Origin of the sequence: Enterococcus sp. AZ196, assembly GCF_050498845.1 — a bacterium.
GTDB lineage: Bacteria > Bacillota > Bacilli > Lactobacillales > Enterococcaceae > Enterococcus_A > Enterococcus_A murrayae.
This window is the reverse complement of sequence record NZ_JBIPAM010000002.1, coordinates 443,125-462,129: the sequence shown is the minus strand read 5'-3', so window position 1 is coordinate 462,129 and position 19,005 is coordinate 443,125. Positions and strand designations below refer to the sequence as shown.

16 protein-coding genes are annotated in these 19,005 nt (G+C 41.1%); 4 read left to right on the top strand and 12 right to left on the bottom strand.

What is annotated here, in order from left to right; translation table 11 throughout:
• Nucleotides 1-3: 3 nt before the first annotated feature.
• Complete coding sequence (locus IGI67_RS19945; RefSeq protein WP_429958996.1) at nucleotides 4-951, bottom strand: ATP-binding cassette domain-containing protein; 948 nt, start codon at nucleotides 949-951, stop codon at nucleotides 4-6.
• A 2-nt stretch (nucleotides 952-953) separates the two neighbouring features.
• The gene (locus IGI67_RS19940; RefSeq protein ID WP_429958995.1) at nucleotides 954-1,502 is read right to left on the bottom strand and encodes a PadR family transcriptional regulator; all 549 of its coding nucleotides are present in this window, start codon (nucleotides 1,500-1,502) and stop codon (nucleotides 954-956) included.
• A gap of 390 nt (nucleotides 1,503-1,892) precedes the next feature.
• Here IGI67_RS19940 and IGI67_RS19935 point away from each other — a divergent pair, with 390 nt between their 5' ends.
• Nucleotides 1,893-2,384 carry a hypothetical protein gene (locus tag IGI67_RS19935; protein ID WP_429958994.1) on the top strand — a complete coding sequence of 164 codons (492 nt, stop codon included), beginning with the start codon at nucleotides 1,893-1,895 and terminating at the stop codon, nucleotides 2,382-2,384.
• Between the two features lie 147 nt (nucleotides 2,385-2,531).
• Here the strand turns inward: IGI67_RS19935 and IGI67_RS19930 are convergent, their stop codons facing one another.
• From IGI67_RS19930 to chvE, 10 genes are all read right to left on the bottom strand, one after another.
• Nucleotides 2,532-3,389, bottom strand: a complete 858-nt coding sequence (locus tag IGI67_RS19930; protein WP_429958993.1) for an ROK family protein — start codon at nucleotides 3,387-3,389, stop codon at nucleotides 2,532-2,534.
• A gap of 10 nt (nucleotides 3,390-3,399) precedes the next feature.
• A complete protein-coding gene (locus IGI67_RS19925) occupies nucleotides 3,400-4,770 on the bottom strand; it encodes a glycoside hydrolase family 1 protein (RefSeq protein WP_429958992.1) in 1,371 nt (456 codons plus the stop codon).
• A 12-nt stretch (nucleotides 4,771-4,782) separates the two neighbouring features.
• Nucleotides 4,783-5,574 carry a MurR/RpiR family transcriptional regulator gene (locus tag IGI67_RS19920; protein WP_207109665.1) on the bottom strand — a complete coding sequence of 264 codons (792 nt, stop codon included), beginning with the start codon at nucleotides 5,572-5,574 and terminating at the stop codon, nucleotides 4,783-4,785.
• An 11-nt stretch (nucleotides 5,575-5,585) separates the two neighbouring features.
• Entirely contained in the window at nucleotides 5,586-8,207 is a 2,622-nt protein-coding gene (locus IGI67_RS19915) for a glycoside hydrolase family 38 C-terminal domain-containing protein (protein WP_429958991.1), read from the bottom strand.
• 39 nt (nucleotides 8,208-8,246) lie between these two features.
• Nucleotides 8,247-8,702 carry a PTS sugar transporter subunit IIA gene (locus IGI67_RS19910; RefSeq protein WP_207109667.1) on the bottom strand — a complete coding sequence of 152 codons (456 nt, stop codon included), beginning with the start codon at nucleotides 8,700-8,702 and terminating at the stop codon, nucleotides 8,247-8,249.
• A gap of 15 nt (nucleotides 8,703-8,717) precedes the next feature.
• Nucleotides 8,718-10,241 carry a PTS fructose transporter subunit IIC gene (locus IGI67_RS19905; RefSeq protein WP_429958990.1) on the bottom strand — a complete coding sequence of 508 codons (1,524 nt, stop codon included), beginning with the start codon at nucleotides 10,239-10,241 and terminating at the stop codon, nucleotides 8,718-8,720.
• 259 nt (nucleotides 10,242-10,500) lie between these two features.
• Nucleotides 10,501-10,827, bottom strand: a complete 327-nt coding sequence (locus IGI67_RS19900) for a PTS sugar transporter subunit IIB (protein WP_207109669.1) — start codon at nucleotides 10,825-10,827, stop codon at nucleotides 10,501-10,503.
• Nucleotides 10,828-10,838: 11 nt separating this feature from the next.
• On the bottom strand, nucleotides 10,839-12,044 hold the full coding sequence (gene mmsB / locus IGI67_RS19895) for a multiple monosaccharide ABC transporter permease (protein ID WP_429958989.1): 1,206 nt from the start codon (nucleotides 12,042-12,044) through the stop codon (nucleotides 10,839-10,841).
• Nucleotides 12,044-13,576, bottom strand: a complete 1,533-nt coding sequence (gene mmsA / locus IGI67_RS19890) for a multiple monosaccharide ABC transporter ATP-binding protein (protein WP_429958988.1) — start codon at nucleotides 13,574-13,576, stop codon at nucleotides 12,044-12,046. The genes mmsB and mmsA overlap by 1 nt, the downstream gene beginning before the upstream one ends.
• 67 nt (nucleotides 13,577-13,643) lie before the next feature.
• Nucleotides 13,644-14,732: a multiple monosaccharide ABC transporter substrate-binding protein gene (gene chvE / locus IGI67_RS19885; protein WP_429958987.1), complete on the bottom strand. Its 1,089-nt coding sequence runs from the start codon at nucleotides 14,730-14,732 to the stop codon at nucleotides 13,644-13,646.
• Nucleotides 14,733-14,952: 220 nt separating this feature from the next.
• On the opposite strand from chvE, the gene IGI67_RS19880 reads away from it, so the two are divergent.
• From IGI67_RS19880 to IGI67_RS19870, 3 genes are read left to right on the top strand one after another with little or no spacing between them, the layout of a single operon-like run.
• Nucleotides 14,953-15,918 (top strand): ABC transporter substrate-binding protein, encoded by a 966-nt coding sequence (locus IGI67_RS19880; protein WP_429958986.1) that lies wholly within the window; start codon nucleotides 14,953-14,955, stop codon nucleotides 15,916-15,918.
• Nucleotides 15,919-15,928: 10 nt separating this feature from the next.
• Nucleotides 15,929-17,374 carry a sensor histidine kinase gene (locus tag IGI67_RS19875; RefSeq protein ID WP_207109674.1) on the top strand — a complete coding sequence of 482 codons (1,446 nt, stop codon included), beginning with the start codon at nucleotides 15,929-15,931 and terminating at the stop codon, nucleotides 17,372-17,374.
• Nucleotides 17,367-18,902 (top strand): response regulator, encoded by a 1,536-nt coding sequence (locus IGI67_RS19870; protein WP_429958985.1) that lies wholly within the window; start codon nucleotides 17,367-17,369, stop codon nucleotides 18,900-18,902. The genes IGI67_RS19875 and IGI67_RS19870 overlap by 8 nt, the downstream gene beginning before the upstream one ends.
• Nucleotides 18,903-19,005 lie beyond the last annotated feature (103 nt).

The window sequence follows — 19,005 nt, the reverse complement described above, 5'->3', positions numbered from 1 at the left end:
TGTTCATGGATTATGTCCTCCCTCTTTTTCTCCAATCAATGTCAGGAACGCATCCTCAAGCGTTGATTGCTTGGGGCAGAACTTTAATATTTCAACATTCTTTTGATTGAGAAGGTTTAGAATATCCGCAAACTGCTTTGCCCCGCCATCTGTTTGCACATCTAATCTACATTCACATTCAACGTTGAAAACCTTGTACTCACGTAGTAATTCAATTGCTTTCTCTAACTCAGGTTTATTTTTGAATTGGAGCTGTACAATCCCTCGCGGCAGTAGGTCTTTTAGCTCATCTGCGGTTCCATCCGCTATAATGACTCCTTCATGCAAAACTGCAACATGGTCGGCCAAATATTCAGCCTCATCTAAATATTGTGTTGTTAAAAATATGGTTGTGCCTGCACTTGCTTTTGATTTTATAATATCCCACATGGCCAGCCGATTTTGTGGATCAAGCCCCGATGTCGGCTCATCCAAAAATATGACAGGGGATATTCCCATCATGCTCATGGCAATATCTAGTCTACGACGCATACCGCCGGAATAGGTCGAAACTGGATGATCAGCTACATCTGTGAGACGGAATAATTCCATTAATTCGTCAGCTTGTTCTTTCTTATCAAGCAAATGTCGCAGTTCTCCAATAGTCCATAAATTTTCTTTACCTGTCAATAATTCATCTACAGCTGCGAACTGTCCCGTCAGACTAATATGGCTGCGCACTTGCCCTGCTTGCCTTACAACATCAAAACTACAAATCTCAGCACTTCCACTATCTGGTCGCAATAGCGTTGCCAGAATTTTTAAGATTGTGGTTTTCCCCGCCCCGTTAGAACCTAACAAAGAGAAAATGCTCGCCTGTGGTACCGTGAGGTTAACTCCCTTTAGTACACTCTTTTCCTTATAGGACTTGGTCAGATTTCTTACCTTAATTGCTGGTATAGTAGTATTCATATCTACTCATCCTTTACACATAAATATCCTGAAAGCGGCTTCTGTTCTTTGATATACTCTACCCATCGGAGCATATTGTGCAGGGTTTGATAGCCGTAGTAAAAGGAAGCAAACTCAAAATAATTCCGATCACTCAACTTTTCAGTTGGAATCTGTTTTTCTACCATTTCTAGATGATGTAACTGCTTGCGAATGTGAAATTCATATTCCTGTAACCGTTTGGTACGTATTTCTCTTGGCAATTCACCAATCAGAAATAATTTCACTAAATAATTATCCCCGTCTTTGTTTGGATCAAATGGGGTAGCAAGCCATTCTTTAAATGCAGTTTTACCAGCATCCGTGGCTATATAATATTTTTTCTGCCTTCTTCCCTGCATTTGCATATTCATCATCAAATAGCCTTTATCAGTCAACTTTTTTAGAGCAGGATATAACTGTCCGTGGCTAGCCTTTAGTAAGTTTCCCACACCCACTTCGATTCTCTTCTTGATATCATATCCAGTTAACTCCTCGTAAAGAACCATACCTATTACCAGATAATCAAACATTATCGCACCTCCATAATATGTCTATTAGACATATTATAAAACCCTGTTTTCACAGTGTCAAGAACGCTTTCACTTGGTAACTGCTCACGAACGGACGATCAGAACTGATACATTCCCTTCTCCCTCATTTTGAACGTTCCAAATCAGTCAGTATCTTATTAAGGCTGCCCACTTAGATTCACTGATTTCTATTATTTCAAAGACCTCGCGAAAAATTGTCTTATCGACGCTAAAGAAACTGATATCATTAGGGATTTAGCGTCTTTTTAAACAAGCAGTTAATCGTTCAGTTCATTTCTTTATCTTTTAGAGAGCTTCCTACTATCAATAAAATCTTATGATAAGCTATACTAAAAACTTGTATAATAGTATGCAAAAAGGAGGCTTCCCATGTCCATAGGTATGTATTTAGTTAGTAATCATAAATTAAAGATTTCTTCTCACATTGTTTCTTCAGAATTTATGTCGTTAAACGATCTTAGACGCCAAGAAAATTTTGCCAGCATTCTCACCGATTTGAAGAAAAATTTTGCCATTGATCCAAAAAATGTTGATCCTGAAGAAAAAATATTTTTACTCCCGGATGATTCTGAAGAAATTTTTACAGTAACGAAGGATCAAGACGAGGGCGTTATTCATAAGTACACAACCAAACCTTTTGTTTACTATATTGATATCTATAGCTGGAAAAATTTCTATGAGTATTTCTCAGACTATTTGAAATCGTTAAATAGTCCTTTTGAGCTGTGGAAAATATGGGAAGACAGCTATGAATATGAGGATCTTATCACCACGAAAATTGAATCATTAGATACACAAACCTTAGAAAAAATTTTCGGACTTAATGAGTATTTAGATCCTATAGTGGGAATTTATGAGTAAACAAACTTCCTTTTGACCCTATAGTTGATTTTGAAACGGTTGAAAAACATAAAAACACACCTGCGACTCTAACTATCGCAGGTGTCAGCTAGTTTTATTCAATTAATCAAATCAGCCTTTTGGCTCAAAAAGAAAGCATCAGATCTTCTAAGTTCTTTTTTGGAAATTCAATGCCGCACCGATCAAATTGGCATCGTTATGAAACTTACAGCATTTGATTGTAGGCATTATTTCTCCAACACCTTCTGCTTCAAGCTGCTCCAACAATCGCTTGGAAAGCTCTTCTGCTAACTCTGGCCGCTTAGAGATTCCTCCGCCTAAAACGATCAGCTCAGGATCAAGCATTACTTGAATATTATAGAGATTACTTGCTATGGTCTGATACATATCGTTTAGAAGCTCCGCAGCAAGTGAGTCACCATTTTGGTTTAGCTCGTAAAGCTCTTTTCCCTCTACTTTAGTATTGGTTTGATCAGAGTAAAAGTTTGCAGCTTTGACTAAGGTACCGTTTTGGCTGAAGGTTTGGGTATGTTGGCTTTTCAATAGTCCTACTTCACCGCCAAATAAATGACTTCCTTTGTATAGTTCCCGTCGAATAAAAAGTGCCCCGCCTACTCCTGTCCCTAAAACAACAAAAGCAATGTTTTGTGCATCCTTGCCGACACCAAGCTCCACTTCGGCAACTCCTGCGCAATTTGCGTCATTTTCTATTGATACAGGAAGCGCAAAATACTTTTCGAGTTCATCGAAAATCGGACGTTGATGAATATAATCGACTGCACTGATACCTAGTATTTTTCTTTGTTCTTGGTCAACTGCCCCCGGTGCGCTGATCGCGATCCCTTCAAAAGGTTTGTTGTAAGCATTGATCGTCTGTTTCATTTTTTCCAACAACTCTTCAAATGTTTCTGGGGTTTGAAATGCGGAAACCTGACTGATTCTTTGATTCATCCATACCCCATGTTTGACTGTTGTTCCGCCAATATCAAATACGGCTAAGCTCATTTGTAATCACCTAAAATCCATTCTTTTCACTTACTGCTCTCATCCAGCGTCCGCTCTTCTTCATTGAACGTTCCAGTGTATCTAAATCCAGCCTATAAAACCCATACCGATTTTTATAGCCATTTAACCATGACCAGCAATCCACAAATGTCCAAGCGTGATACCCAAAGCAGTTGCTGCCTTCAAGGATTCCTTGATGTAAATAGCTTAAATGCTCTTTCATGAACTCGATTCGATAATCATCTTCGATTTCTCCAGAGTCATTCATGAAACGTTCCTCATCTGCTACCCCCATCCCATTTTCACTCACATACCATGGAATGTTGTTGTATTCTTTCTTCATCATGAGTGCCACATCATAAAGAGCTTCGGGATAAATTTCCCAGCCTCGATAAGGATTCATTTTTTTATCCGGCCAGTCATATGCTGCATAAAAATCTGCAGGCATTTCTGCAGGCTTTTTCGGTGCAATAGGTGCCTGCACACGCCGTGGCTGATAATAATTCAAACCGATAAAATCAACTAAGTTTTCTTTAATCAACTCGTGATCGCCCGCCTCTCTCTCCGGCAGCAGGTCATGTTCTGCCAGCAGCTCGGTTAGTTCCTCAGGAATAGTGCCTAACACCGCCGGATCTAAAAAACTGCGAGTATTCAATAAATCTGATTGAAAAGCTGCCAATACATCCTCTTCTGCCTCACTCCTCGGGTAAGTAGGAGAAATGTTCAGGATGATACCGATCTCGCTGGTTCGAGTCACTTCTCTAAATTTCTTTACCGCTGCCTTGTGAGCGAGCAATGTATGATAAGCAACTTGGATCGCCCGCCGAAAGTCAACGATCGCTGGGTAATGGTACTGATAAAGATATCCGCATTCGACATGGACAATCGGTTCATTAAAGGTTGTCCATTTTTTAACAAGATCACCAAACAATTCGAATGACGTTTTCGCATAAAAAGCAAAGGCTTCAATAGAGCGTCGATTTTCCCATCCGCCTTGATCCATCAGCCACATCGGCATATCAAAATGAAACAGATTAATCATTGGTTCTATCCCATGATCAAGCATAGCCGAAAAGAATTGACGATAAAAATCAACGGCTTCTTGATTGATTGTCTTTCCATCTGGAAGTAGGCGTGCCCATGAAATGGAGGTTCTCAATGAATTTAATCCAATATCCTGCATTCGACGGCAATCGTTCAAGTAATGATCGTATACGCCAGACGTGATTTCCGGTCCTTGATTTTGATGAAACTTCTCAGGTGCTGTGTGGAACCAATAGTCCCATGTTGTCGCTGCTTTTCCAAAATTTAAACTTTGTCCTTCTGTTTGGGGTGCAGACATTGCAGCTCCCCACAAAAAGTTGTCAGGAAAATTCTTCATGTATACTCCTTTTTACTTGTGCAATATTTGTTCCGACTCCAGCCATTGAGCGATGGCATCAGAATATAAATGGATGTATCTTTCATAAACCATATCCAGCTGAATAAGGATCGGAATTTGGGGTGAGATATTTCCCAACGCTTCTTCTCTAGTGAAGCTGGCGGCGATCAAGACAACATCTGCATGGGGAATCAGCTGCGAATACCGATTCGACGTGATCAATAAAATCGAGACATTTCTTCCTTTTGCGATCTTCATCGCCTCCAGCAATTCTTCATCATCTCCACGCAAACTTGAAACTACAATCAGTTCATCTTTATTAGCAAAATTGGCCGACATTAAAATGGAGTTCTCATCCGCGATCACTCGCACATACTTGCCCACTCTGGAAAACTTGAATTGAAAATCAGCACCTGCATAGGAATTAAAGCCTTTGCCAAAAAAATGAATGATTTTATGCTGATGGAGCAGTTCGCAAAAGGCATCTACCACCTCTTGCGAATAGTTGCTGTCGCTGCGTGTCGCGAGCGAGTGATAGGCTGCAGTTATCTTTGATGACACTGACAGGCTTGAAGCTTCGTTATCTAAAGAAAGCTTGTATAGAAAGATCAACTCCTTGTAGTTACTCAATCCGATCTTTTTGCAAAATCTTGTAATAGAGGATTTTGATACAGCCAGATGCTCTGATAATTTATCAATCGTCATAGCGGCCTGTTTACTCAAAAGATAATCCGCGATCACCTGCTCTACAGATGTAAAATTCAACCGACAGGACTCAATTAAAATGAAAATGTCTTCTTGCATATGATTTCTCCTCAATCAACGATATGGATCGTCTTTATTTCTCCTGGTTTAAAGGTTCCTAGAGGAATAGTATCATTTTTTTCTGTTGAAGAAACAGCATTGCCCTTAAGATCCACAAATGTATAGCTCATTTCATGTGATCCTTTAATTATTTCGCCATTAACTTCCTGGCAAAAATCTGGATTATACACGCGAATATCAAACCCGGCTTCATCCATCGTTTTTACCAATGAACTGAAAACCAGCTTGTCGCTGTCAAAGACGATGCCCTCTTGCGCAACCACTTTATTTTTTAAAGGATTTGATACAAAATATTTCAGTGTTGTAGTGAAACGATTCAACTCCTGAATCTGATAATAGGGAGTGCTCATCGCGTAATTTAAATAGTCCTTGCTAAGTTTGGCTGGCTGATAATTTTTATCCAGCTGAAGTGCAAACTTGAAGGTCAGTTTTTTCTTTAATTGACTATCTGGTGTCGGAATATACTTGAACTCATTTCCTGAAGCTATCCCCGGACGTCTAAGCAGGTCGGGACGACCCAGATAACCAACCGAGCGAAACAGTGTCAAAGCAATCGTCTGGAAGTCTTCTCCTACGAATTGATATTCTTTGATTCCCTTGCTGAAGACCGTCCAGCTGGATGTCGGAGTATGGCTATTAACATACGTCAGCATCGGAAAAATCGCAGTTGGTTCCTCTCGCCAACCCAATTCCCTCCAATCATCAATGTGGCGATCCTCGACCGCTCTTTTTATGGTGCCAAAAGGGGTATCTGTATACGAAAAATCATTTTTATTTGGTGTATCAATTAATACCCTCATTCGATGATCGCTAGCCTGATTTTCGATCTCTAAATGAAATTGAATCTGATGACTGTTCTTCATCAGTTCAATTGTCAGTTGATACGGGATCACTTGTGTTCTTTTTTTCCATTCACGTTCTTGTATATCTTTGGCAATGTTCCATTCACCATTAAAGACCAATTTAGACCGTAATGTGTCCTGTGTCGCTTCACAGCTTGCTTCTGCTAAATCCAGCCGATAGCTATAGTCTGTATAAGGAGGCGAATAATCGTAGGTATCTCCTTCATCGCCGCTATCTTCAAATGCTAAAAAGTTTTTGTAGGTCGTTCCTTCTTTTCGATCTATTAAAGACAACTCACCGGCGTCAAAAATGATTTGATAATCGGCGTTTTCAATTGAATGTCCTGAACTCTTTTTCGAGAACTCTTTATTGTTCTGCACCGTATTCTCAACTACTTGATAGGTCACAAAGCTGAGGGCGGGGATTTCCACTTCGACTAACAATTCATGAATAAAATAATAATTAGCCGGATCTTGATCCGTTTCTTCTCGACGAATGGAGCCGGAAAACTCTTTTCGAGTCCTTATCAGTTCAAATGGAACCATACTTCCGTCCTTCTCCAATGAGATAGCTGCAAATAGCGTGGAAACTTCACACTTCATTACTTTTTTATTTTTCCAAGGCAGCGTATTAAAGACAATCAATTCATTCTCGGATACATTCATTCGCGATTCAGAAATTTTTCTAGTCAGATAATCAACTAATGAGTACGAAAGCTGATCTGCTTCTACAAAGCGATCTGTAATAATCTGATTGGTCTTATCACTATTGCACCCTCCCGCTGAATCATGGGCGTGGTTCTTATTCAGCAGCTTCCAAATTCGATCTAGTAATCCTTTTTTATAGGGTATCCCACATTTTTCCGCCATCACCATTAAAGGTTCTGCTTGATAGATCATTCTGCGTTCAACTTTGTCGTTTAAGTATTTATGATCATAACGTGAGGAATAAATGGAACGATGAATTTTTGAAACAGAACTAGAAATAAATTCGCCTTCGACCACCGGAAGCTCATTCTCACTGATTGCGGCAAAAAAACGATCATAACTACTCTCAATTAACTCGACATTTTTTAATTTTTGGTTATATACCTCTATCCGTTCACGTAAATTGAAATCAATATACCGTTGATCTCCGCCTACTGGTAGTACGAGGTCCTCGCCAGTAGCTCCCTCCGAAATCGTTTCGACTAGTGAATCAGCGTCCTCAGAATAAATCAAACCGACTCCAACAAAATAACCATTTTTTATATTTGAGGTCAAAACACGTGAACCATCCTCCGCATTCCAATGAAATTCACGCTTCGTCGTGACCTCATTCGGCACACCTCGCCAAAAAACAGCTTGCTGGATTCCAAATCCATTGTAAATTTTAGGCATATCTTTACTCTGTCCAAAGGAATCCGGCAGGTAACCAATATTCATATAGCCACCTAGTGATTCAGCCAGTTTCATCCCTAGATTTAAGTTTCTGACGATTGACTCGCCACGAACGATCAGCTCATCCGTTTGGGTGTACCATGGCCCGATGGCTAATTTACTGCTTTTGACTAATTGTGCTAAACGTTCTTCTTGTTCCGGGAAACTAGTTAAATAATCCTCTAAAATACTCATTTGACCATCCAGCAAATAATAATCAATTTGCTTTTCTTCTAATGCCTGCATCACTTCATCCAAATGATAAGCCAGTTGAACAAACGATTCATTTGTGGTGAAATACCATTCAAAATCCCAATGCGTATGATGTATTACATGAACTTTTCTTTGCATAAATGCCATCCTACTCGTAAAATATTCTTTCTTAACTCGTTACTTAAAGTCAATTTGATCAATGATTTCAGTCAACGCTGCCGGATCATCCTGCTGCAGGACACCGTCGCGAAAGTCTTTATCAATTAATTTTCTAGCGATCAAGCTTAGCAATTTTAAGTGCTCGGTCGCTCCTTCTTCAGGAATAGTCAATCCGAACGCCACCTTGACTGGCTTTTGATCCAATGCGTTCCAAGGAATTTCCTGACTGAATTTGATCAAAAATAAGCCTGGTTTCTTGTTTACACTGCTTTTGCAATGGGGGATTGCAATATGATCCTTGAAGCCTGTCGTCGCCTCTTTTTCTCTTGCTTTTAGCCCTTCAAAATATACTTGCTCATCGGAGACGAAGCCTGAATCAAACGCAAATGTAGCAATCCTTTTAAAAGCCTCCTCCTGAGTAGTCGATGTTTCATCAAACAATATATGGTCTTGATTAAATACTTCTCTGTTCATTTTTCCTCTACCTGCCTATTCGTTTACTGTTTCCATTAAATGATCTTGCTCTTCTTGCTCCACAATACTATCTTTTACTACCTGTTTTCGTGTGAAACCAATCAATAAAGCTGTTGTCAAAATCCCCGCGCTTACACATAAAATCCATGTGATAAAAGGAACCGGCTGCTCAATATAACCAATAAATGTTCCTAAGGGCGACCCGATCCCACCGTAAAACTTGCATCCGGTAGCTGCCGCTAACCCTCCGGCAACCGCAGATCCAACCACATTAGAGAAAATCATGCGAATTGGGTCCGCCGCGACAAAAGGAATGGCACCTTCAGTCACACCTACGATCCCCATACCAAAAGCTGCACTGGCTGCGATCTTCTCATTTTTTGAGAATTTCTTTTTGAATAGGATCGTCGCTAACCAAACCCCTAAAGGCGCAACCGAAATAGCAGCTTGCGTCGCTGTTCCAGGAACGAAATTCGCACCCTCAATCCCATATTTTGTCAACGTATCAGTGAAAATCGCTGTTCCAAATACCAAGGCTGTTTTATTGATTGGTCCGCCCAAGTCAAATCCAATCATCGCTCCACAGATTGCCCCGATTAAGATCGGCGCCCCTGCATAGTTATTGTTTAGATTGGTTAACCCTTGATACATCGCGTCCATTCCAATAGCAATCGGATTACCGATGATGTACAGAACGATCAACGTAATAATAGCTGTCGCGATAAATGGAATAATCATAATCGGTACAATAGGCACCAGCAATCTTGGCCATTTGATTTTCTTCAAGCCCTTAACAAGATATCCAACAATAAACGCTACTACAATCGCACCGATAAAACCGCCGCCAGCTTCTGTATTAAGAAATTCTGGATCATTTACAAGATAGGCACCAATCATCGCTGGAGCAATTGCTGGCTTGTCCGCAATCGAATTCGCCACAAATCCGGCGAATAGTGGGATCATCAGCTTGAAACCAATTTGACCCACATAAAACAGCTTAGACATCAGAAAGCCCATCTGTGTTTTATTATCAAAACCCCAATTAACAATTCGACCTAAATCATCTTTTTGAAACGCATACAAATTCGCAATTGTTAAAATCAAACCAGCTGCGATAACCATCGGCACCATGTAAGAGATACCGCTCATGATATGGGTGAAGAAGTTGACTTTTTCCTTATCATTTCCTATTTGGATCTTTCCGACCTTCGAACCTTTTTTCCCAAAAACCTGAGCCTCTTCAAATGCTTGATTGATCAGCGCCTCTGAATCTTCGATCGCTGGAATCGATTTTGTCACAAAAAGTCGCTTACCGGTAAAACGGATTGGATCGATTTTGATATCTGAAGCAACAATGACTACATCTGCTTGTTCGATATCCTCGGCTGTTAAAACATTTTCAGCTCCAATAGCTCCATTTGTTTCAACTTTGATCCCATACCCCATTCGCTTAGCTGCTTGTTCTAATGACTCCGCGGCCATGTAGGTATGTGCGATCCCTGCCGCACAAGCCGTCACCGCAACAATTTTTCTCTCCATTTTGATGAACCCCCATCTATTTATTTTCAATATGAAGAGTAACTTATTATTGATTATAATTAAAGCGTTTTCGAGCTTTTGGGTACTAGTACCAGCATTTAGATTATTATTGAGATTTATTTCATATAATCTTGTTCAGTAAATATAAACAAATAACACCCGTGATCGCAAAATGCTAAATCACAGGTGTTAAAATTAGTCTTTTTTTTGTTAGATAACTAGCTGTGAACAGATTCAACACACAGTATCAATTCTGCTTTCACATGAAGCTTGCGACAATATCCTCCAGCACCGCCTCCCCATCCAAGGTTTCATAATCTTCTTTTTTGATCATTTTGTAGGTGACGGCCTTATAATTCAAAAAGTCTTTCAGGCGGTTCACCTCATATTCTGATTGCGGACCAATCATTAGTCCGTCAATTTGCTGATTTTGAATCGCTTGTTCCGCGATGATCGCAGGAGCTGAGTAGACTCGAATGGGAATCTGCTGCTCATCTGCGGCTGTTTGAATGTTTTTTACTAACAGGCCGGAGGTGATTCCTGCTGTACAAATGAGTAGGATACGTTTTGCTTTTTCTTCAGTCATACTGTCGCCCCTTATGAGATTTTGCGTTTCTTATTATAAATATCTAGTACAACGGCAAGCAGTAAAATCAAGCCTTTGATCGCCTGCTGCCAGTCTACACCGATCCCTAAGATCGACATCCCATTATTCAGTACACCCATTACCAAGCCGCCGACGATCGCACCGGTGATGGTACCGATACCGCCTGAAGTTGATGCTCCGCCGAAGTAAACTGAAGCCATCGCATCTAACTCTAGAGAAGTTCCGGCTTGCGGTGTCGCTGCGTTTAACCGAGCTGCTAGAATTAATCCAGCTAGCGCCGCCATCATTCCCATATTGACAAAGACCCAGAAGGTGATTTTTTTCGTTTTGATCCCGGAAAGCTGAGCGGCTTTAAGATTGCCACCAGTTGCATAAATCTGACGTCCCGCCACCGTACTATTTGTCAAAAATCCGTAAACACCTACGATCACTCCTAAGATAATCAAGATGATCGGGAATCCTTGATAAGACGCGAAGATATAACTCATTCCTAAAACGATCGCTACAGTCAAAATAGATTTGAAAATGAAGGCGTTCATTGAAGGGACTTCGAATAAATTCTTTTTACGTTTTTCTCGGGCCTTCCATTGGAAGAAAACTAAACCTACAGCTAGGACCAATCCTAAAAGAAGGGTCAAAAAGTGCATGCCTGAAGAAGAAACCATGATCTCTGGCAGATAGCCTGTTGAGATTTTTTGGAACGCTCTAGGAAATGGTGCTAACGATTGTCCACCAAGAACAACTTGTGTCAGTCCTCGGAACATCAATAACCCGGCTAAGGTAACGATGAATGCGGGAATTCCTACATAAGCGACCCAGAAGCCTTGCCAAGCACCGATCAAAGCGCCAATAGCCAGACAAACAGGCACGGCGATCCAAGGACTCATGTGGTTGTTGACCATCATCATACCAGCGATTGCCCCAACAAAAGCCATGACCGATCCGACTGATAAATCAACGAATCCTAACAATACGACTAAAAGCATTCCCGCCGCTAAAACTAAAATATGACTGTTCTGCAAGACAATATTTGTGATATTCAGCGGTCGTAGAAAAATTCCACCGGTCATTAATTGAAACGCGATCAATAATGCGATCAAAATGATGACCATACTATATTTGCTAAAAATATCTAATAGCTTTTCTTTTATGTTGATACTGCCTCTTTCTTTACTTCCCTTCGTTGCATTCTCCATTAGGATACTGCCTCCTCTTCCATCGTCATCAAGTTCATCAATGTTTCTTGATCCGCATCTGCGCGCATCACTTCGCCAGTCATCGTTCCCTCATTCATCGTATAGATACGGTCGCACATCCCGATGATTTCCGGCAGCTCTGAGGAGATGATGCAGACACATTTTCCTTGTGCGGCCATTTCTTCAATAATGGTATAAATCTCGTATTTCGCCCCCACATCGATTCCTCGAGTCGGCTCGTCTAGAAAAAGAACATCTGGTTCTGTCATCAGCCACTTCGCTAATACGACTTTTTGCTGATTCCCGCCGCTTAGGCTGCCGACATTTTGAAAGACATTATTGGCTTTGATCCGCATTTTCTTGCGATATTCCTCTGCTTCAGTGACTTCCTTTTCCTTATCTAGGATGCCGCTCTTGCTTATTTTTCCTAGGCTGGCGCTCGTGGTATTTTCACGAATATCCATCAATAAATTCAGACCCAACGCTTTACGGTCCTCGGAAACATACGCTAATCCATTATGTATGGCTTGAGAGACATCTTTGATTTTTATCTCTTTTCCATCTTTATAAATTTCGCCGCTGATATTACTGCCGTATGAATTGCCGAAGATGCTCATGGCGAATTCTGTTCTGCCTGCCCCCATCAATCCAGCGATACCCACAATTTCTCCACGTCGAATAGTGAAGTTGATGTGATTGTTCATTACCCGCGCTGTATCGATCGGGTGGTGGACAGTCCAATCCTTTACCTCAAAGGAAACTTCGCCAATATTCGGATGACGATCCGGATAACGATTGGTGAGGTCTCGCCCTACCATCCCTTTGATGATTCGTTCTTCGTTGATGTCCTCATTTTCTAGGGTCTCAATAGTTTGCCCATCACGTAAAATGGTAATGCGATCAGCCACATCAACGATCTCATTCAATTTATGGGAAATGATGATGGACGTGATTCCTTGATTGCGGAATTCCTTGATCAATTCAAGCAAATTTGCGCTTTCTTCTTCATTCAGGGCAGCGGTGGGCTCGTCTAGAATAAGCAGACGGACATTTTTAGAAAAGGCCTTTGCGATTTCAACTAATTGCTGATGCCCCACACCGATTTGAGAAACGAGGATATTTGGATTGATTTTTAAGCCTACTGTTTTTAACAGGTTCTCTGTTTTTCGTTCAGTCAGATTCCAATCAATGATGCCGTGTTTTGTTTGTTCATTTCCTAAAAAAATGTTTTCTTTGATAGACAGATACGGACTTAACGCTAATTCCTGATGAATGATTACAATTCCTTTGTCTTCACTGTCTCGCAGTCCCTTGAACTGACAAGTCTCACCGTCATAAATAATATCGCCTGAATAATTGCCATAGGAATACAACCCGCTTAGAACATTCATCAAGGTCGACTTTCCAGCACCATTTTCACCGCACAGCGCGTGGATCTCTCCTCGTTTGATACTCAGATTTACGTCATCTAAGGCACGAACACCGGAGAATTCCTTGATGATGTTTTTCATTTCTAAAATGTAATCGGCCATTTCTCCACTTCCTTATTAAGAGGATCGAGAAAAGTATGATCAACTCTCATACTTTTCTCGTCCTGTTCTATTCGTTCAAATCTTTTTCTTTGTAGTATTTTGTGTCAATCAGTTCTTGTTTGTAGTTTTCCTTATCGACAGAGACTGGTTTGGCTAAATACGTCGGAACTACTTTTTCACCATTGTCATAAGTTTCCTTGTCATTGACAGGAACTTTTTTATCGTCGTGGATTGCTTCGATCATCTCTACAGTGTTATCTGCTAAAATTCGCGTATCTTTGAAAATGGTTTCCGTTTGTTCTCCAGCGATGATTGACTTTACACCGGCAACTGTCGCATCTTGTCCAGTGATAACTGGCAGTGGTTTGTCTCCTGAACCATAGCCCACTCCTTTTAATGAAGAAATGATTCCTAGACTGATTGGATCATAGGGTGACAGAACAGCTTCTAATTTCTTGTCTGTATAGTTGGCACTTAACAAATTATCCATCCGTGATTGGGCTGTTGAGCCATCCCAACGCAGTGTCGCGATTTGGTTGAATTTCGTTTGCCCAGAAGGAACGGTCAACTGTTTGCTGTCAAAATACGGCTTGAAGACAGACATGACCCCGTTATAATTGATCAGTGCATTATTATCATCCGGCGAGCCGCCAAATAGTTCGATATTGTAAGGTCCCTTGCCCTCTTTCAGCCCTAGTTTTTCCTCGATATAAGAAGCCTGTAACACACCCACGCTAAAATTATCGAAAGTTGCATAATAATCGACATATTTTGAATTCATCAATAAACGGTCATAGGCGATGACTTTGATATCTGCCTGATGCGCTTTTTCCAATACATCTGTTAATGCTGAGCCATCAATAGAAGCAATGACTAATGTATCCACACCCTTCGTGATCATGTTTTCGATTTGAGCGACTTGGTTCTCTACTTTGTCTTCTCCATACTGTAAATCGGTTTTGTAGCCTTTCTTTTTCAATTGCTTCACGATATTGTTCCCATCAGCGATCCACCGTTCAGCCGATTTTGTCGGCATTGAGACTCCGACATAGCCCTTATCTCCTCCAGAAGCACTTCCTTTGCCGCAAGCAGCTAATGTTGATAGCGCCACTAATGCAACTGCGGCAACTAACATTTTTTTGAACCCTCGTTTCATATCTTTCCCTCCAAAACATATTTGATAGATACAGTGTACGTTTTACAGCAAACGCTTTCATTGATATTTTTTTCTAGTTTCTTGAAAAAAAGCGGGAGATTTTTTTAATCGAGATGTTTTCTTGGATTTTTTTGGTTGATTCTTGACTTTCTTTTGAAATGATCGGACATGTTAGAATAAAGTGTGGAAGCGCTATATAATGAAGGAAAGGAGGGATCGAGTGAAAAAAATCAAAGTGATTCTTCTGATTTGTTTTTGTCTCCTGCTTACAGGGTGTCAAAAGGAAGAATCGGCAGAAGCCCCTAGAGAAATCACGATCGGCTTCGCTCAAGCCGGCACAGAAAGCAACTGGCGGAAGGTCCAAAATCAATCCATTACCGATGAACTGGAAAAACAAAATTACCAGGTGATGTATCGCAATAGCTTCTCTGATCCAAAACAACAATTTCAGGATGTGATGACCTTCATCGCTTACCAAGTAGATTTGATCATCCTTTCTCCAATCCAAGAAATTGGCTGGGAACCCATTTTAGAAGAAGCCAAGGAGGCCAAGATTCCGGTAATCATCGTTGATCGAAACATTGCTACAAATAGATCGGATCTCTTTTTGACTCACATTGGGTCCAGCTTCAAGGCACAAGGCGGAAGAGCCGGCCTCTATGTAACGAACCATTTTCAAAAAATGGAAAAAGAAGCGATCGATGTTTTCGAGATTAAAGGGACAGAGAATACCTCTCCGACCAGACTCCGCCATGACGGATTTACTGAAACGGTTGGTCGTGACCCGCGCATTCAGATCACTCAAACGATCACAGGGGATTTTATTCGTCTGAAGGCAAAGGAAGAATTTTCTAAAGCCATCGACGCAGGAAAACTGGAGGGAATTGACGTTCTTTACTCTCACAACGATGAGATGACACTTGGAGCGCTGGACGCATTGGAAGAGCATAAGCTCGAAAACAAATTCGTGATCGTGAGCATCGATGCCCAAAAAGAAATGATCGATCTGCTGAAGCAGCGTAAAATTAATTGTGTTGTAGAGTGCAATCCTTTTATGGGGGAGCTTGTCGCCAATACTGTAATGCGTTATTTTGCTGGCAAAACAATCTCAGAAGACATCTATGTATCGGATACTGTTTTTTCTGATCAAAACTCTCTATCAACGATTCCGCCAAGAAATTATTAGGAGGCAGCTGATGAAAAAACAGACAACTATCAAATCACTCCTTCAACGTATCAGCTGGTTGATGCTGGTCCTATCGATCGTGCCCTTGATCATCAGCATCTTGATCTACACGCGCTACCTCTTTGCTTACGAGCGTAGTGTCGGAAATATCTCTGAAGCTAACCGAATCGCTAATGAAGTGGAAGAAAAGATCATGGAGGAGGCATGGAGCCTCACCTATGGCCAGCTGACTCCAGCAGAGTTTGAAAAAAGCAATAGTGTCAATCGGATCAAGAAGGAAATCAGCCAAATCAAAAAAAATACCCAAAGCTCTCAAGAACGAGCGACCTTGAATATCGTCAATCGGTCTCTGGACAATGTAAACAATTATCTAGAGAAAATCGTGAAGAACATTGAAACAAACACACCCTTCGACGAAAATCAAGAACTGATGGTCCATGTCGAGTCTGCAACCAATTTAGTCCATGACATTCTCCAAGATTTTGTCAATGTTGAGATTAAGCTGGCAGCCAACCATAGCCAGCAAGTCCGGCACTCAATCATCATTCTTTCTGTGATCGAAGCTGCGATCATTGTCATTATCATCTTCTTTTCAAGGAACACCAACAAACGCTTGATCCAGCAGATTCAGCAGCCGATGGAGGAAATGATCAATATGGCGGATTCCTTATCTGACGGGAAGCTCAACTATCGGATCACCACCCTGCCCGGCAATGAGCTGCGCAAACTAAGCACCAGCATGAATGACATGGCAGATAACTTGGTGGTACTGCTAGAAGAAAATGCCTTGAAGCAATACAATCTCGCACAAAGTGAAGTACGTGTCCTGCAAGCCCAGATCACTCCGCATTTTATCTATAATAGTCTGGATGCAATTTTAGTGCTAGCCGAGATGGGAGAAAGCGAGAAGGTCAAAGAAATGACCTATGCCCTCTCCGACTTTTTCAGAATATCCTTAAGTCAAGGACAGGATTGGATTCCAGTTGAAAAGGAAATCAAGCACATCAGTGATTATCTCATCATTTTACAAATTCGTTATGGCGATGCACTGACCTATTCGATCGAAGTTGAGGAGAAAATAAAAAATTATTCCATGTTAAAAATGATCCTGCAGCCGTTGATTGAAAATGCGGTCTATCACGGGACGAAACTCGTTCGCCGAACAGGGAAAATCATTGTTCAAGCCTTTTTAGATGATCACGATTATATCCATTTCTATATTATTGACAATGGAAAAGGCATTCCGGCGGAGAAATTAAAGGAAATCAATGAAGAACTGAAGGAGGGGGTCGATACAGATTTTAAAGAAGGTTATGGGCTATTTAACGTCAACAAACGGCTGCTGCTCTATTATGGGAAGCAAGCAAAAATCGAGATCACTAGTATTGTAGAAACCGGCACCACCGTCCACGTGATTATCCCAACTATGCAAAAAGGAGTCTCAGAACATGTATAAGGTCTTTATTGCCGAAGATGAATATCTCATTCGTGAATCGTTAAAACGAAATTTAATACAGCTTTCCGAAAAAATACCGATCGAGGTCGTAGGGGAAGCCAAGGATGGTGAGGTCGCGCTGTCTATGATTCTTGAGCTGCGCCCAGATATTCTGCTGACAGATATTCGGATGCCCTTCATGACTGGCATTGAGCTTTCACAGGAGGTTAGACAGACTCTGCCGGATATCCAAATCATTTTTATCAGCGGCTTTGACGAGTTCACCTATGCCAAGGCTGCTATCCACCTGCAGGTCACTGAATACCTGCTAAAGCCGATCAAGCCTGAAGAATTAGCTGACAGTCTGAAAAAAGCGGTCTCCCGCTTAGAGCAGAAAAAGCAGCCGGCAGTCGTGGATTCTTACTCCTTTGACGTACAAAAAAATCTGTATTTGAACACGGTGTTTGGGAATCAATCCACCTTATCAGAGGCGATCGAAGAAGCGCGGCAGCTGAATAGACAAATTGCGGGGAAAAAATTTCTCGTCCTGCTGATTGCTAACCATATCAACAAAAATTTTGCTGATTATGAGCGCTTTCGAGGAGAAATGGCTGAGCGATTCGAAGAAGATGAGAATATGCTTTTTTCATGTCTCTCCTCCCGCTTCATCAAGATTCTGCTCTTTCATACAGATGAGGAGGAGCTCCTGCGCAAAGCGGATCAAGTAGCTGTCACACTGTATACCGACCTGAATACTGAGGAATCCAAACTTGTTGTCGCAGTTGGAAATCCCGTTGGTCGGATCAGTGAGATCCAAAAAAGCTACGAGACAGCTAAAAATCTATTGGAATATTCTCTGATCCAGACAAAGCAAACAATCCTGCATTACCAAGACTTTGATCGGAAATTAAATAAGTACGAGGAAGTGATTCACCTGCAGGAAAAAATCGATCAGATCAGCAATCAAGACATCCCTTTACTCGTTGAAGAACTACTTGAAAAAACAGATAAAGATGAAAATTCTTTGCTGTTTCGCCTGATCCTGCTCAATGAGCTGAATCAGTTAGCTGAAGAAAAGAATGGTCAGGTGAAGGAAACCTTCGCTGTAGCGTCACCAACAAAAGCATCCGCCATCATTTCAGAACCTATGCTATTTCGGAATTACCTGAACCAAATCCTAAGCTTTTTAAAAAGAACCATCATCGATGAACGGATGGGGCAATATCGCGATCTCTTGGATCAAGCGACTCTCTACATCAAACAGCATTTTTCTGATACGGAATTATCCTTAGGCAGTGTGGCTGCCCATATCAATCTAAGCAGTTCTCATTTTAGTACGATTTTTTCTCAGGCCCTTGGAAAAACATTTATTGAATTTCTGACTGAGCAGCGATTGAACGAAGCCAAACGATTGCTCAGAGAAACCGATTGGAAGCTGTCGAACATTGCAGCAGAAATCGGTTATAACGACCCTAATTATTTTAGTTATATCTTTAAAAGAAAAGAAGGCATCTCGCCAAAAGAATTTCGGAAGAAACAATCGCATTAATTAAGACATAGCGGGACAAAAAAGGGCGTCTGATTTTCAAAGAAGCCCACTCTCGCCGTTTATTCGCAAAAAAAGGAACCAAGACAAATACATGTCTCGGTTC